This is a genomic window from Dolichospermum heterosporum TAC447, assembly GCF_024584745.1.
GTDB classification, from domain to species: Bacteria; Cyanobacteriota; Cyanobacteriia; order Cyanobacteriales; family Nostocaceae; genus Dolichospermum; species Dolichospermum heterosporum.
Genome location: NZ_CP099464.1, coordinates 815738 through 828540, shown reverse-complemented (window position 1 = coordinate 828540; position 12803 = coordinate 815738). Strand labels below are relative to the sequence as shown.

At 39.7% G+C, this 12803-nt stretch carries 14 protein-coding genes; 9 read left to right on the top strand and 5 right to left on the bottom strand.

What is annotated here, in order from left to right; genetic code table 11:
* The first annotated feature begins 188 nt into the window (after positions 1–188).
* The 5 genes from cofG to NG743_RS03650 all read left to right on the top strand — a co-directional run bounded on the left by cofG (position 189) and on the right by NG743_RS03650 (position 4083).
* Positions 189–1157 carry a 7,8-didemethyl-8-hydroxy-5-deazariboflavin synthase subunit CofG gene (gene cofG / locus NG743_RS03670; protein ID WP_257121534.1) on the top strand — a complete coding sequence of 323 codons (969 nt, stop codon included), beginning with the start codon at positions 189–191 and terminating at the stop codon, positions 1155–1157.
* Between the two features lie 88 nt (positions 1158–1245).
* On the top strand, positions 1246–2094 hold the full coding sequence (hpsJ-B, locus tag NG743_RS03665; RefSeq protein ID WP_027404808.1) for a hormogonium polysaccharide biosynthesis protein HpsJ: 849 nt from the start codon (positions 1246–1248) through the stop codon (positions 2092–2094).
* Between the two features lie 359 nt (positions 2095–2453).
* Positions 2454–2957: a hypothetical protein gene (locus tag NG743_RS03660; protein WP_027404809.1), complete on the top strand. Its 504-nt coding sequence runs from the start codon at positions 2454–2456 to the stop codon at positions 2955–2957.
* A 137-nt stretch (positions 2958–3094) separates the two neighbouring features.
* Positions 3095–3511 (top strand): MAPEG family protein, encoded by a 417-nt coding sequence (locus NG743_RS03655; protein WP_027404810.1) that lies wholly within the window; start codon positions 3095–3097, stop codon positions 3509–3511.
* An 80-nt stretch (positions 3512–3591) separates the two neighbouring features.
* Positions 3592–4083, top strand: coding sequence for a YajQ family cyclic di-GMP-binding protein (locus NG743_RS03650; protein ID WP_027404811.1), 492 nt, complete (start codon positions 3592–3594; stop codon positions 4081–4083).
* 53 nt (positions 4084–4136) lie between these two features.
* Here NG743_RS03650 and NG743_RS03645 read toward each other — a convergent pair whose 3' ends face one another.
* On the bottom strand, positions 4137–4694 hold the full coding sequence (locus NG743_RS03645; protein ID WP_027404812.1) for a glutathione S-transferase family protein: 558 nt from the start codon (positions 4692–4694) through the stop codon (positions 4137–4139).
* A gap of 19 nt (positions 4695–4713) precedes the next feature.
* The gene (locus NG743_RS03640; RefSeq protein ID WP_027404813.1) at positions 4714–5178 is read right to left on the bottom strand and encodes a hypothetical protein; all 465 of its coding nucleotides are present in this window, start codon (positions 5176–5178) and stop codon (positions 4714–4716) included.
* A gap of 277 nt (positions 5179–5455) precedes the next feature.
* Between NG743_RS03640 and NG743_RS03635 the strand changes: the two genes are divergently transcribed.
* Positions 5456–6166, top strand: a complete 711-nt coding sequence (locus NG743_RS03635; RefSeq protein WP_027404814.1) for a tetratricopeptide repeat protein — start codon at positions 5456–5458, stop codon at positions 6164–6166.
* 43 nt (positions 6167–6209) lie between these two features.
* Here the strand turns inward: NG743_RS03635 and NG743_RS03630 are convergent, their stop codons facing one another.
* Together NG743_RS03630 and psaM are read right to left on the bottom strand one after the other, a co-directional pair.
* The gene (locus tag NG743_RS03630; protein ID WP_027404815.1) at positions 6210–6620 is read right to left on the bottom strand and encodes a slr1601 family putative cell division protein; all 411 of its coding nucleotides are present in this window, start codon (positions 6618–6620) and stop codon (positions 6210–6212) included.
* A gap of 249 nt (positions 6621–6869) precedes the next feature.
* A complete protein-coding gene (gene psaM / locus NG743_RS03625; protein ID WP_027404816.1) occupies positions 6870–6965 on the bottom strand; it encodes a photosystem I reaction center subunit XII in 96 nt (31 codons plus the stop codon).
* Positions 6966–7230: 265 nt separating this feature from the next.
* Here psaM and NG743_RS03620 point away from each other — a divergent pair, with 265 nt between their 5' ends.
* Positions 7231–8502: an FGGY-family carbohydrate kinase gene (locus tag NG743_RS03620; RefSeq protein WP_257121533.1), complete on the top strand. Its 1272-nt coding sequence runs from the start codon at positions 7231–7233 to the stop codon at positions 8500–8502.
* 130 nt (positions 8503–8632) lie between these two features.
* On the opposite strand, the gene NG743_RS03615 is transcribed toward NG743_RS03620, so the two are convergent.
* Positions 8633–10000, bottom strand: a complete 1368-nt coding sequence (locus tag NG743_RS03615; protein WP_257121532.1) for a hypothetical protein — start codon at positions 9998–10000, stop codon at positions 8633–8635.
* Positions 10001–10177: 177 nt separating this feature from the next.
* Here NG743_RS03615 and NG743_RS03610 point away from each other — a divergent pair, with 177 nt between their 5' ends.
* Both NG743_RS03610 and NG743_RS03605 read left to right on the top strand, forming a co-directional pair.
* Positions 10178–11686 carry a UbiD family decarboxylase gene (locus NG743_RS03610; protein ID WP_027404819.1) on the top strand — a complete coding sequence of 503 codons (1509 nt, stop codon included), beginning with the start codon at positions 10178–10180 and terminating at the stop codon, positions 11684–11686.
* Between the two features lie 134 nt (positions 11687–11820).
* Positions 11821–12297, top strand: coding sequence for a DUF1499 domain-containing protein (locus tag NG743_RS03605; protein ID WP_027404820.1), 477 nt, complete (start codon positions 11821–11823; stop codon positions 12295–12297).
* The last annotated feature ends 506 nt before the right edge of the window (positions 12298–12803 follow it).

The following is a 12803-nucleotide window of genomic DNA, read 5'->3' as shown; positions in this document are numbered from 1 at the left end:
AGGGGTTTTCGTAATATTTTTTGATAAATCTAGAAACCTGGATCATTAATAAGCTTGTATCCTAGATGGAGTGAGGATTTCAGCTATTAATTATTTTCGTAAAAATTTCTAATTTTCTTGTAACTTAACTTCTAATTGATTGATAAACCCCTACATTTTTGGGCGCAGACCCTGCGCCCCTACCGTATATGCCTGTATTTCGTCAAAATATTGTCACCTATAGTCCCGCCTATACTATCGTTCCTACTTATGAATGCTTTAATCGCTGTACATACTGCAATTTCCGCACAGAACCGGGTAAAAGTCCTTGGTTGACTCTTGGGGCTGCCAAAGAGATTTTTTTACAACTTAAAAATCAAAATGTCTGTGAAATCCTGATTTTGAGTGGGGAGGTCCATCCCCATTCAGCCAGACGGGAAGCTTGGTTTGAACGAATTTATGATTTGTGTGCATTAGCATTGGAAATGGGATTTTTACCCCATACCAACGTTGGTCCACTAAGTTGGGCAGAAATGCAAAAACTAAAAACTGTGAATGTGTCAATGGGGTTAATGTTGGAGCAGTTAACACCACAACTATTAAATACAGTCCATCGTCATGCACCGAGTAAATTGCCCCAAGTGCGATCGCAACAATTACAATGGGCAGGGGAGCTAAAAATCCCCTTCACCACAGGATTACTTTTGGGAATAGGAGAAACAGAAGCAGATTGGTGGGAGACTTTAACCGCTATTTCCGAATCTCATGCACATTACCATCATATTCAAGAGGTAATTCTTCAACCCCACAGCCCTGGAACTGTGCAAACCTTTGACGCACCACCATTTGACCCCCATCAATTACCGACAGTTATCGCTAAAGCGCGGGAAATTTTACCAGCAGACGTGACAATTCAGATTCCCCCCAATTTAGTTGAAGATGAAAATTGGTTACTTGCTTGTATAGCCGCTGGAGCGAGGGATTTAGGAGGAATAAGTCCCAAGGATGAAGTTAATCCTGATTATCCCCATTTACAGGAACAGGAACTTAGAAATATTTTAGAGTCTAGAGGCTGGGAGTTAGTACCACGTTTACCACTGTATCCCCAGTTTGACGACTGGTTGGGTGCAGGGTTACGACAGCAGGTACAAGAATGGCGAGAAAGATTTAATCTCTAGCCCTGTTCATGAAAAAATAGCGACACAGTACGATAAAAGTAACATTAAATATGCTAATTAATCTAATGTATTTACACTGTAAACAAATATGACTACTAGTATATCCTCTAGGACATCCTTCTTGCTCCAGTTAATAGGTATCATCTGCATATTGTTTTTTTCTCTAGACCTTCTATTTTTATTATTCCCTTTACAACTTACAGATAAACTCTGGCAAATTAACCTGTGCAGAAGTCTTGTAGATCAGGGTATTGTACCATTGCTTGGTCTAGGAGGGATTCTAACTGCATACTGGGTTGATAGATCTAGTGAAAGTAGTCGTTCCTCGTCCTCTGGTCTAAAATTGCCAATTTTTATCCTATCTAGTTTGTTAGGACTAATATTTTTGCTGATTTTTCCCCTACATCTCAGTAACGTCAATCAAGTAAAGGAAGAGGGGTTAGCACGGATTGAGAAAGAAGCGGAACAGTCAGAAAACCAAGTTAAAAGTCAATTAGCACAACTCCAAAATCAACTTGGAAATGATCAGGTAAAAGCATCTGTAGAGAAACAACGCGCTGCATTAAAAGAGCAACTCAGAACCCAGCTAAATGAACTGGTCAAGGATGAACAAAAGTATAATCAGGCACTTAGTGACAACCAATTACCAGAGGCACAGAAGGATTTACTGAAGCAGTATAAAACAAATCTTAACTCTCTTGATAATTTCATCGCCCAGCAAACAGACCCTGAACAACTAGCAAAGCAGAGAATTAGCCAAATTCAGACTCAAGCACAACAACAGTTGCAAAAAACCCAAGAAGATGCCTGGAAGGAATTGCGAACTGGTATTAATAGTTTATTGTTGTCAATTGGTTACATCGTCATCGGGTGGAGAGGATTAAGAGGTATGGGTGTTTCCAAAAGTAGTTCTAGTAGTCTGTCAACCAGAAAATGACGGGTGAAGGCAAGTAGGGGAGGTAGGGGAGGTAGGGGAGGTAGGGGAGGTAGGGGAGGTAGGGAGGTAGGGGAGGTAGGGGAGGTAGGGGAGGTAGGGGGTAGGGGAGGTAGGGAAGAAGGGAAGTTTTTTCCATTACCCGTCAAAATAAATTTGACGAACTACTAGAGGGGGCAAATGAGTCTATTTTCTTCTCGTGAGCCTGTCACCTGTCACCTGTCACCTGTCACCTGTCAACTGTCAACTGTCAACTGTCAACTGTCAACTGTCAACTGTAGCAAAATGTAACTCTGGTTAGTTTGCCATCTACACACTGTTTGGTAGAATGTCTAGGTTGTTTAATCTCATGATCTTCATCTTTGAGCCAGTCAATAGATACTATCAACCTCGATACATTAGCCCAAGAACTAGCAACTATCCAGCAAACAGGTTCCAAGCGGATTGCCTTGCTAGGTTCTCGTCATGTGCCAATTACCCACCAGAATTTGATTGAAATGATGACTTATGCTCTGATTTTATCAGGCAACCGGGTCATTACTTCTGGTGCTACAGGCACAAACTCTGCGGCCATCCGGGGCGCAACTAAGGCTGATCCCAACTTACTCACGGTAATTTTACCCCAGAGCTTGGAACGTCAACCCCAGGAATCGCGCCAGCAATTAGAACAGGTGATGCACCTGGTGGAAAACCCCAGTAATGATAGCTTGTCTCTAGCTGAAGCGAGTTACTTATGTAATAAAGAAATCATTTCTCGTTGTCAACAACTAATCTGCTTTGCATTTCATGATAGTCGCACTCTGCTACAAACCTGTAGTGATGCAGAAGACCAGCGAAAAGTGGTAACACTCTTCTACTTTGACTAGAGTGAACTGCTGTTTTTGCAAAGCCAATGGTAGAGATGGGAAATTACTGGTTAAAGGGTAATGAGTTAACTAAATTACCCCTTATCCATTGATAAAAATAATCAAGACCACGCCAAGTACCTTATTAAATTAGTTGAATGTCCCTATCTTTGTTACCAGTACCTGCTATTTTTTTATACTCTATTGTCGTCGCGGCTATTCTCATTTATGTACCCTATTTATTAGTAGCTTTTGCTAGAGTGCAGATAGGATATGATCTTTCTGCTCCCCGCGCCATGTTTGATAAGTTGCCACCCTATGCCCAACGGGCAACATGGGCCCATAAAAACTCCTTTGAAGGGTTTATGGTTTTTGCCGCAGCAGCGTCAATGGCGTATGTGACTGGGGTAAGTTCAATTGAAGCAGTAACCGCAGCGATCGCTTTTAATATTGCTCGATTGCTATACTCTATTTTCTATATTACGAATATACCCCTGTTGCGATCGCTCATGTTTGGTATTGCTTCTTTTAGTTCAGGAACTTTGTTTTACCTCAGTCTCATGCAAATCAAATAATTACGCAAAAGGGAAGGGGGATTTTCAACTTTGCCTCTTCCCTGTTACCAATTACCAATTACCAATTACCAATTTTATTTATGGCTACTTCTTTTTCCTTTGATATCGTCAGCGACTTTGATAGACAAGAATTAGTTAATACCATTGATCAAGTCACAAGAGACGTTAAAAGCCGTTACGATCTTAAAGATACTCAAACCACAATTGAATTAGGTGAGGAAAAAATCACCATTGGCACTGACAGCGACTTTACCTTAGAATCTGTCCATACTATCCTGCGAGAAAAAGCCGCCAAGCGTAACCTTTCCCAGAAAATTTTTGAATTTGGCAAAATCGAATCTGCCAGCGGCAACCGTGTCCGTCAAGAAATCACTCTCAAAAAAGGCATCAGTCAAGAAATTGCCAAACAAATTTCTAAATTGATTCGAGACGAAATTAAAAAGGTGCAATCTTCGATTCAAGGTGATGCTGTCCGAGTAACAGCTAAATCAAAAGATGATTTACAACTGGTGATTCAACGTCTTAAACAAGAAGATTTCCCAGTTGCCTTGCAATTTACCAATTATCGGTAGCAGGGGGCAGGGAGAAAGAATTATTCTCATTACCAATTACCAATTACTCCAAATTACTTACTTCCCCCGATGCTTTTTTGAAAAGCGGGACGTTCGGACATTGACTGAATATAGTTCACAATTACTGGGTAATCACTCAAATCTAATTTCAGCATAATAGGGATATAGGAGAGGATTGATCCCACAGCCACATCAGCAACGGTAAAATCATTACCCAGCAAGAAAGGTTGTTTTGTCAAAATTTCATTTAAAGGAGTCAATAATCGTGGCATTTCTCGTTCACGATTGGCTTCTATAAAAATACCTGTTCCTAGACTAGAGTTGGCAAATAATACCCACTGGGTAAATATGGCTTTTTCTTCTAATGAATAAGCGGTTTTAGCGTATTTTTCCGCTAAATAAAGCAAAATTGCGCCTGATTCCCAAAGCTGAAAATCACCATCAACAATCGCCGGAACTTTACCCATAGGGTTAATTTTGAGGAACTCAGGCTGGAGATGTTCCCCTGCTTTCATATCTAACAGTACGAATTCATAAGGAACTTCCAGTTCCTCTAAGTACCACTGGATAATCCCAGCCCGACTGCGAGCGCCGCCGTAAAGTTTCAACATAGTCATAAGGATATTGATATTAAAGAACTTTGTGAGTGTGAGAGTGTTGTTTTACGTTGTCGTCTTTGGTGACAACTCTAGCCGCATTTAGGACTCGTTTGCGCTCTGTCGAATAATTCAAATCGGTTTTAGTAATTCCCAAGGGAATCAATGTTTGGGCTACTTCACGGCGCTTATAGGTACGAGCCGCAGAAAATAACCGTAATGGAAACTCATCTCCAAATTGCGCTGACTCTGGAAACCCTGCTGGCAAAAGTAGTTTATCACCCTCTAATACAGATCCCAAAGTTGTTGCATAAATCAATCTGTAAGAGGTAGGAATTTGTTTACATATAGCTTCTAAAGCTGCGGAAGGAATGGGTTCTATCACTTCAATTTGATGCACTTCCCCGTCTTCTTTATAAAAGCACGTAGCTAAACCAAGAACAATATAGTCCTCAGTATTAAGGTCGGTTGCATCAGCATAAGAAATTGTTGTTGTCATAAGAAATGTCTCTTCTAAAATTGGGAAATAGGGGTTTGTCAGTTGTCCGTTGTCAGTTGTCAGTTGTCCGTTGTCAGTCCATCATCAAAATTTACACTTCAATTCTTTAGAATCTTACTGATTCGGGAATTGAACTTGGGTATGAAGTATACATTATTAGACTTATGGCTCATCTGTTGCTGGATGTAAAATCCACGTTCTTCAACAATCCTAGAGGCATTAAGACACAAAGACTGTAATTTTATTTGACAAATCAAGTAAATCAAATAGGCAACGTATGAATAAGCACTCTTTTTTAAATTCTGGTATTCAGAACAATCAAGTATGTCTTTCTGATCAAAACAATTCTTGTCATCAATCTGAGCGATTACAGGATGGTAATGAATCAATGTTAGAAGAACGTTATTTACGCTCTTGTGCTTTGAAGTTAGCACAACAAGGGGATTATACCAAAGCGATCGCTCTGTTAAGTCACCTGATTGACCATCATCCCGAAAATGCTGTTGATTACAATAATCGGGGACTAATTTATTTTCAAAGTGGTGACAGTCAAAAAGCCATCTCCGATTATAACAAAGCCTTGGATCTAAATTCTAAATTAGCTAGTGCTTACAATAATCGGGCTAATTATTACGCTGCTTGTGGTCAATTAACGGACGCATTAGTTGATTATGAACAAGCATTGGATCTCAATCCCCATCATGTTCGGGCTTGGATTAATCGTAGTATTACTTTACGCGATTTGGGAAACTATGCTGAAGCTATTGAAAACTTGGAAATTGCGATGCTATTTGGTCAACTTAAAGGCAATATTTGGGCGGAACGGGGACGGACTTATCATCTCTGGGGTGATTGGAATTGTGCGGTTGCCGATTATCGTCGCGCATTGGCAGACTTACCATCTTTAAATCATCAAGATGTTTCTGGTTATCGCTTGTGTTTACAAGTCGAAACCTGGTTAAATGAGTTGCTGTTTTTTGAAGACTAATTTTAGCAGTAGATGACTTAATTGACAATTATCAGGGGGAGTATCAAGGTGCTGAATTAGATTGTTCTATTACAGTCTGATCTTGATTCATCAATATAACTGGACGCTGATTAGGGTCAAAGCGAAATGATTTTTGTTGCATAATACTTTTAGCTTCACCAGGATCAAAGTTGCGGCTAAATTCTGCATGCAAATTTTGCACACGCCCTTCCATAACTTTTACTTCGGTACGAACTGTTCGTAACTTATCCTGTTGTGACCAATAGTAAGGCAATAATTGTACCAAAGCAGATGCCGCTGCTGCACTAATAAGTATATTGACTGCTACTTTAGCTGTAGTTTCCAGTGCCATTACTTGATAAGCACGTTGGCGTAAGTGCCGTTTAGGTCTTGGTACAGTTCGTTTGTTTTCTACGGGCTGTAAAGGAGGTTTAGATGGTTGAAACGCATTCATGGTGCTAACAAGAGGCTTGCATAATTTACGGTAATAACCATCAAAAGCAAACAGGTGCTAATTGCGGCTTAATTTAGCTGCTATATTACTTCATTTTTGGGAAATTTATACAAGTATGAAAATGAATAAAATATTACCTAGTAAGGTAAGGTGCAATTTTCCAAATCCCCATAGCTGAAAACTACAGGAATTTAGAAATCACACTCACGGATACTAGGCTTGATCACCTGTAACAGAGTTACATTGGTGTTATTTGTATAGTTCTGTAGCCAAACGCCAAGCTAGAATTCCTGGAATGAGTGCTACAACCAAGGCAATGTAAACTTGAGTATCTGAGATAGGCATGATGGAAATCCTCCTAAGTTGAACTAGATTTTCAAGACTTCGTTTACTACTTTTCCCTGTTTTACCAACATTAGGAAACATCTTGTTACAAGATGCAACAAAAACTGGGGATTTGTCAGTTGTTCGTTGTCATTGGGAAGAAATATTCCCCAACTCCCCCAACTCCCCCTACTTCCCCAACTCCCCCAACTCCCCCAACTCCCCCAACTCCCCCAACTCCCCCAACTCCCCCAACTCCCCCAACTCCCCCAACTCCCCTGAATTTATGACTTTATCCCTGGGTATTGATTTTGGCACTTCTGGCGCACGGGGTGTGGTAATTGATGAAGAAGGTCGCGTTTTGTCGGAAATGCGTCATTATTGGCTGGTTGAGACTATTAACTGGGTAAAATGTTGGCGAGAGGCTTTATGGAGTCTATTAGGGCAAATTCCGGAGGCTTTAAGGGGGGAGATCGGGGCGATCGCTATTAATGGGACTTCTTCTACTATTTTGCTGACTGATGGGGCTGGAGAGCCTATAGACGCGCCGCTGTTGTACAATGATGGTCGGGGTGCGACAGCTTTAGAACGGTTGAGTTGGTTTGCTCCGGCTAATCACACTGTGTTAAGTGCTACATCTAGTCTAGCGAAACTCCTCTGGATGCAAGCATTACCTGATTTTACAAAAGCCAGATATTTATTACATCAAGCCGATTGGCTGGGGTTTCTTTTGCATGGAAAGTTAGGTATTAGCGATTACCACAACGCTTTGAAGCTGGGTTATGATGTAGAAAAATTGCAATATCCAGAATGGTTGGAACAATTAGAAATTCCTCTCCAGTTACCACAAGTGTTAACACCGGGAACTGCTATTGGTGAATTACTTCCCAGGATTGCGGCTGATTTTGGCTTTAAAGGCGATTGTTTGGTGGTTGCTGGCACAACAGATAGTATTGCGGCTTTTCTAGCCAGTGGAGCTAAATTTCCGGGGGAAGCGGTAACTTCCCTGGGGTCAACTTTAGTCCTAAAACTTTTAAGTCGTCAAAGAATTGAAGATGCGCGATATGGAATTTATAGCCATCGTTTAGGTGATTTATGGCTAACAGGAGGTGCTTCTAATACAGGAGGTGCTGTTTTAAAGCATTTTTTCAGCAATGTTGAGTTAGTGAGGTTAAGCGCAGAAATTAATCCAACTCAACCCAGTGAGTTAGATTATTACCCATTATTGAAACCAGGCGATCGCTTTCCCATTAATGATCCCCAATTATTACCCAGACTAGAACCGCGTCCCGATCAAAATAAAGAATTTCTACATGGTTTATTAGAAAGTATGGCGAGAATAGAAACTAGAGGATATGAACTATTGCAAAATCTAGGTGCAGATTCTTTAACCCATATTTATACTGCTGGTGGTGGTGCGACTAATTCCACTTGGACAGCTATTCGTCAACGTTATTTAAAAGTACCAGTTGTTTCATCAATTCATAGGGAAGCAGCTTATGGAACAGCACTTTTAGCAATGGGAAAAGTACAGATTTATGGTGTAGCATTGCTATAGAAATTACCGTTCCTGTGAGGTACAAGAAGAAAGAATTAACCGCAGATGGAAGAGAATGAACGCAGATAAACGCAGATAAATTTGTACCCTGTTAGACGTGGAAACGCTATCAACCCCTACGACTACAGAACTAACTCACAGCTAATGAATTTTTACTGTAATATTCTGTTTGCGGATAAATGCTAATAATGGTATTTCCAACTTCAAAAAATGTTCCTGACTGTTCATTTTTAGAAAATTGCAACTGTGGGTATTTAGCCGCTAATTCATTAGCAGTTAATGCTGTAGCAGGGATTTTATTTGGTAAGAGTCCTGTTGAACCAATATAAAACACCATAGGAGAAATCTTTTCTTGGTAAATCTGCTCAACATAAGCTACTAACTTTTTATAAGCTGTCGTCATAGCTGCAATTAACTCTTCTCTATTGATAGATTTATGAGCGTGTTGGGTATATAATAATAACGCCAAATTATGCTCACCAACTTTACCAAGAATTTTTCCTACTTTTCCATTGATATTGATTCCCAGAAAGTCATCAAAAATGGGTTTCATCAAATCATCAACTTTAGTTAGTTTCATTCTGGCAGAAATAGCTTTTTGTCGAAAAGCGATATTTTGATTTAGAACCATTTCCAAAGTTGGTTTCAGGAAAATCTCTCCAGTTTTTTGGTCGTAAACTTCATATCTCCGCCCTAAAAACTGGTTAGCAGCATATAATTTACTCAAGTTGAGAATATCCTGATTACCAAACTCAATTTTATGACTAATATGAGAATCAATTGGATCTGAATATTCCTGAGTGGTAGGAAAATTCAGATAGAGATTTTTGGATAAATAATGTTGTTTTAATTCCTCTACTTGGTTACTCACAAATAATTCTGATTGATGACGTAAGCAAGCAGATAGAATGCTCGTAATCACCTTAATTTCTGCTAATTGCGTAAATAACCCATCAATATTGCCAAAATTGATATTAACAGGAACTAATGGTAAATTATCTAATTGGATTTGATATTCACGATCAAATTCAAACTCATCAGCAGTAATTACACCTTTAGATTGCAATAAATCAAATACTTTCTTGTTGCTGATTTTAATATTTAAAGCCGAAATATGAACTTTACCATCTTTGACAATGGTATAATTATTGAAATTATGCAAATCATGAGCCAGTAACCCTGCAATCTCAATAATAGGGGTATAATCTTCAGCCTTTACCAGTTTAACTTTCCGCTTCACCAACATATTAATAGTAGCAGTATTGCGATTTATAGCGAATACACCCATTTGCACAAAATCACCAGCATAAACATCTTCAGTTTGTAAACTAGGAGTTATTAAATCACCATTAATATCTCTAACACCCTTCACCCGTTTAATACGAGTTCGCTGGTAATCTTCCTTTAACTTATATAAATTCAAAATGATATGTTGACGATATTCAGATAAAATTTGGATGAGTTCTAACAGAGAAATTTGGTGATTTAACTTCGACATAAAACCCCCTAACTTTTATCAATTAAAAACCGGATTTCCCTCTCTGCGCCTCCGCGTCTCTGCGTGAGAAAAATCCCTCTTTCCCTCAATATAGTATATTTGTACTAAAAAGTCAACTTATCCAAATCAAGACTAAAATAAGAATAGCTTTACACTTCTTAATAATTAAAAAAAACAATGGCGCGAGATTTACGGGGATTCATTAAAATTCTAGAACAAAGAGGACAATTAAAGCGAATTTCAGCTTTGGTTGACCCAGATATGGAAATTGCGGAGATTTCCAACCGAATGCTGCGAAAAGGTGGTCCAGGCTTACTATTCGAGAATGTCAAAGGTGCATCTTTTCCCGTCGCAGTTAACTTAATGGGGACTGTGGAAAGGATATGCTGGGCGATGAACATGGAAAAACCAGAGGAGTTGGAAACCCTGGGAAAGAAGCTAAGTATGCTTCAGCAACCCAAACCACCGAAAAAGATTTCCCAAGCTATAGATTTTGGTAAAGTGCTGTTTGACGTGGTGAAAGCTAAACCGGGAAGGGACTTTTTTCCGCCTTGTCAACAGGTGGTAGTTGCTGGAAATGATTTAGATTTAAATAAGTTGCCTTTAATACGTCCTTATCCGGGAGATGCTGGCAAGATTATTACGCTAGGATTGGTAATTACTAAGGATTGTGAGACAGGAATCCCCAATGTAGGCGTATATCGTTTACAGTTACAGTCTAATAATACTATGACTGTACATTGGCTATCGGTGCGGGGTGGTGCGAGACATTTACGCAAAGCCGCAGAACGTGGTAAAAAGTTAGAGGTAGCGATCGCTCTGGGTGTAGATCCTTTAATCATTATGGCAGCAGCCACACCCATTCCTGTAGATTTATCAGAATGGTTATTTGCTGGATTGTATGGCGGTTCGGGAGTCAACTTAGCCAGGTGTAAAACTGTAGATTTGGAAGTTCCCGCAGATTCCGAATTTGTTTTAGAAGGGACAATTACACCGGGGGAAGTTTTACCGGATGGACCCTTTGGCGACCACATGGGATATTATGGCGGTGTGGAGGATTCGCCTTTGGTGCGGTTTCAGTGTATGACACACCGCAAAAACCCCATTTATCTTACCACATTTAGCGGGTTGCCACCAAAAGAAGAAGCCATGATGGCGATCGCTCTTAACCGGATTTACACCCCTATTTTACGGCAACAAGTATCAGAAATAGTTGATTTCTTCCTGCCAATGGAAGCGTTAAGTTACAAAGCCGCAATTATTTCCATAGATAAAGCTTATCCTGGACAAGCACGGCGAGCAGCTTTAGCCTTTTGGAGTGCGTTACCACAATTCACTTACACGAAATTTGTGATTGTCGTTGATAAAGATATCAATGTTCGTGATCCCCGTCAAGTTGTTTGGGCGATCAGTTCCAAAGTTGATCCTACCAGAGACGTATTTATATTACCAAATACTCCCTTTGATACTTTAGATTTTGCTAGTGAAAAATTAGGTTTAGGTGGGAGAATGGGTATAGATGCCACCACAAAAATTCCTCCAGAAACAGAACATGAATGGGGTGAACCATTAAAATCAGATCCCAATGTTGCGGAAATGGTAGAAAGACGCTGGCAAGAATATGGTTTAGCAGATTTACAATTAGGAGAAGTTGATCCTAATTTATTTGGTTACGATATGAAGTAATACCCACACTGTCCCTTCTCTATCAGAAGGGGAGTGTGATTTTAAGATGGAAAACTTGAAAAACCTAATTTGATGATAATGTGTAGAAAGCTGATAATATACAAAGAATCACAGAATATAACAGTTAACTGATTATGTCTAATTTAACAACAATCTCTCAACTACGAAAGATTATTTTCTCGATATTCCTAACGTTGATCCTGAGTTTTATAATTCCTGCAACTGCTTCAGCTTCAAGCTTAGGAATTGAGTCAGCTAGTCTTAGTCCTTGTCCAGTTTCTCCTAATTGTGTTGTCAGTCAAAATGCTGATGCTAAACACGCTATTGAGCCGATTACCTATCATATAGAACGAGATAAAGCCAGAGAAACTTTACTAAAAGTCCTCACTGTTGTTCCCCGCACCACGATCATATCACAAACAGATAATTATATTCATGCAATTTCTAAAAGTCGCATTTTCAAGTTTGTTGATGATGTGGAGTTTTACTTTCCTGGCGATAAGTCAGTTATTCATATCCGTTCTGCATCTCGTGTAGGAGATTCTGATTTTGGTGTCAACCGCAGACGCTTAGAACAAATTCGGTTAGCTTTACGGGATTTGAATATTTAATGTCAGTGAAGACGAGATTGCTTCACTCCACTTTGTTACATTCGCAATGACAGAGGAAAGTTTTTGAATTTGTCATTGCGACCGAAGAGAAGCAGATGAGATTGCTTCACTCCACTTTGTTACATTCGCAATGACATAGGAGAGTTTTTGAATTTGTCATTGCGACCGAAGGGAAGCAATCGCAAAATCTCTTAGTGAAGACGAGATTGCTTCACTCCACTTTGTTACATTCGCAATGACATAGGAGAGTTTTTGAATTTGTCATTGCGACCGAAGGGAAGCAATCGCAAAATCTCTCGGTGAAGACGAGATTGCTTCACTCCACTTCGTTACATTCGCAATGACATAGGAGAGTTTTTGAATTTGTCATTGCGATCGCAGGGAAGCAATCGCAAAATCTCTCGGTGAAGACGAGATTGCTTCACTCCACTTCGTTACATTCGCAATGACAGAGGAAAGTTTTTGAATTTGTCATTGCGACCGAAGAGAAGCAATCGCAAAATCTC

Coding starts and splice junctions, on each gene's coding strand:
- cofG (WP_257121534.1), top strand. CDS start 189: ATGCCTGTATTTCGTCAAAATATTGTCACCTATAGTCCCGCCTATACT.
- hpsJ-B (WP_027404808.1), top strand. CDS start 1,246: ATGACTACTAGTATATCCTCTAGGACATCCTTCTTGCTCCAGTTAATA.
- NG743_RS03655 (WP_027404810.1), top strand. CDS start 3,095: ATGTCCCTATCTTTGTTACCAGTACCTGCTATTTTTTTATACTCTATT.
- NG743_RS03650 (WP_027404811.1), top strand. CDS start 3,592: ATGGCTACTTCTTTTTCCTTTGATATCGTCAGCGACTTTGATAGACAA.
- NG743_RS03645 (WP_027404812.1), bottom strand. CDS start 4,694: ATGTTGAAACTTTACGGCGGCGCTCGCAGTCGGGCTGGGATTATCCAG.
- NG743_RS03640 (WP_027404813.1), bottom strand. CDS start 5,178: ATGACAACAACAATTTCTTATGCTGATGCAACCGACCTTAATACTGAG.
- NG743_RS03635 (WP_027404814.1), top strand. CDS start 5,456: ATGAATAAGCACTCTTTTTTAAATTCTGGTATTCAGAACAATCAAGTA.
- NG743_RS03630 (WP_027404815.1), bottom strand. CDS start 6,620: ATGAATGCGTTTCAACCATCTAAACCTCCTTTACAGCCCGTAGAAAAC.
- psaM (WP_027404816.1), bottom strand. CDS start 6,965: ATGCCTATCTCAGATACTCAAGTTTACATTGCCTTGGTTGTAGCACTC.
- NG743_RS03620 (WP_257121533.1), top strand. CDS start 7,231: ATGACTTTATCCCTGGGTATTGATTTTGGCACTTCTGGCGCACGGGGT.
- NG743_RS03615 (WP_257121532.1), bottom strand. CDS start 10,000: ATGTCGAAGTTAAATCACCAAATTTCTCTGTTAGAACTCATCCAAATT.
- NG743_RS03610 (WP_027404819.1), top strand. CDS start 10,178: ATGGCGCGAGATTTACGGGGATTCATTAAAATTCTAGAACAAAGAGGA.
- NG743_RS03605 (WP_027404820.1), top strand. CDS start 11,821: ATGTCTAATTTAACAACAATCTCTCAACTACGAAAGATTATTTTCTCG.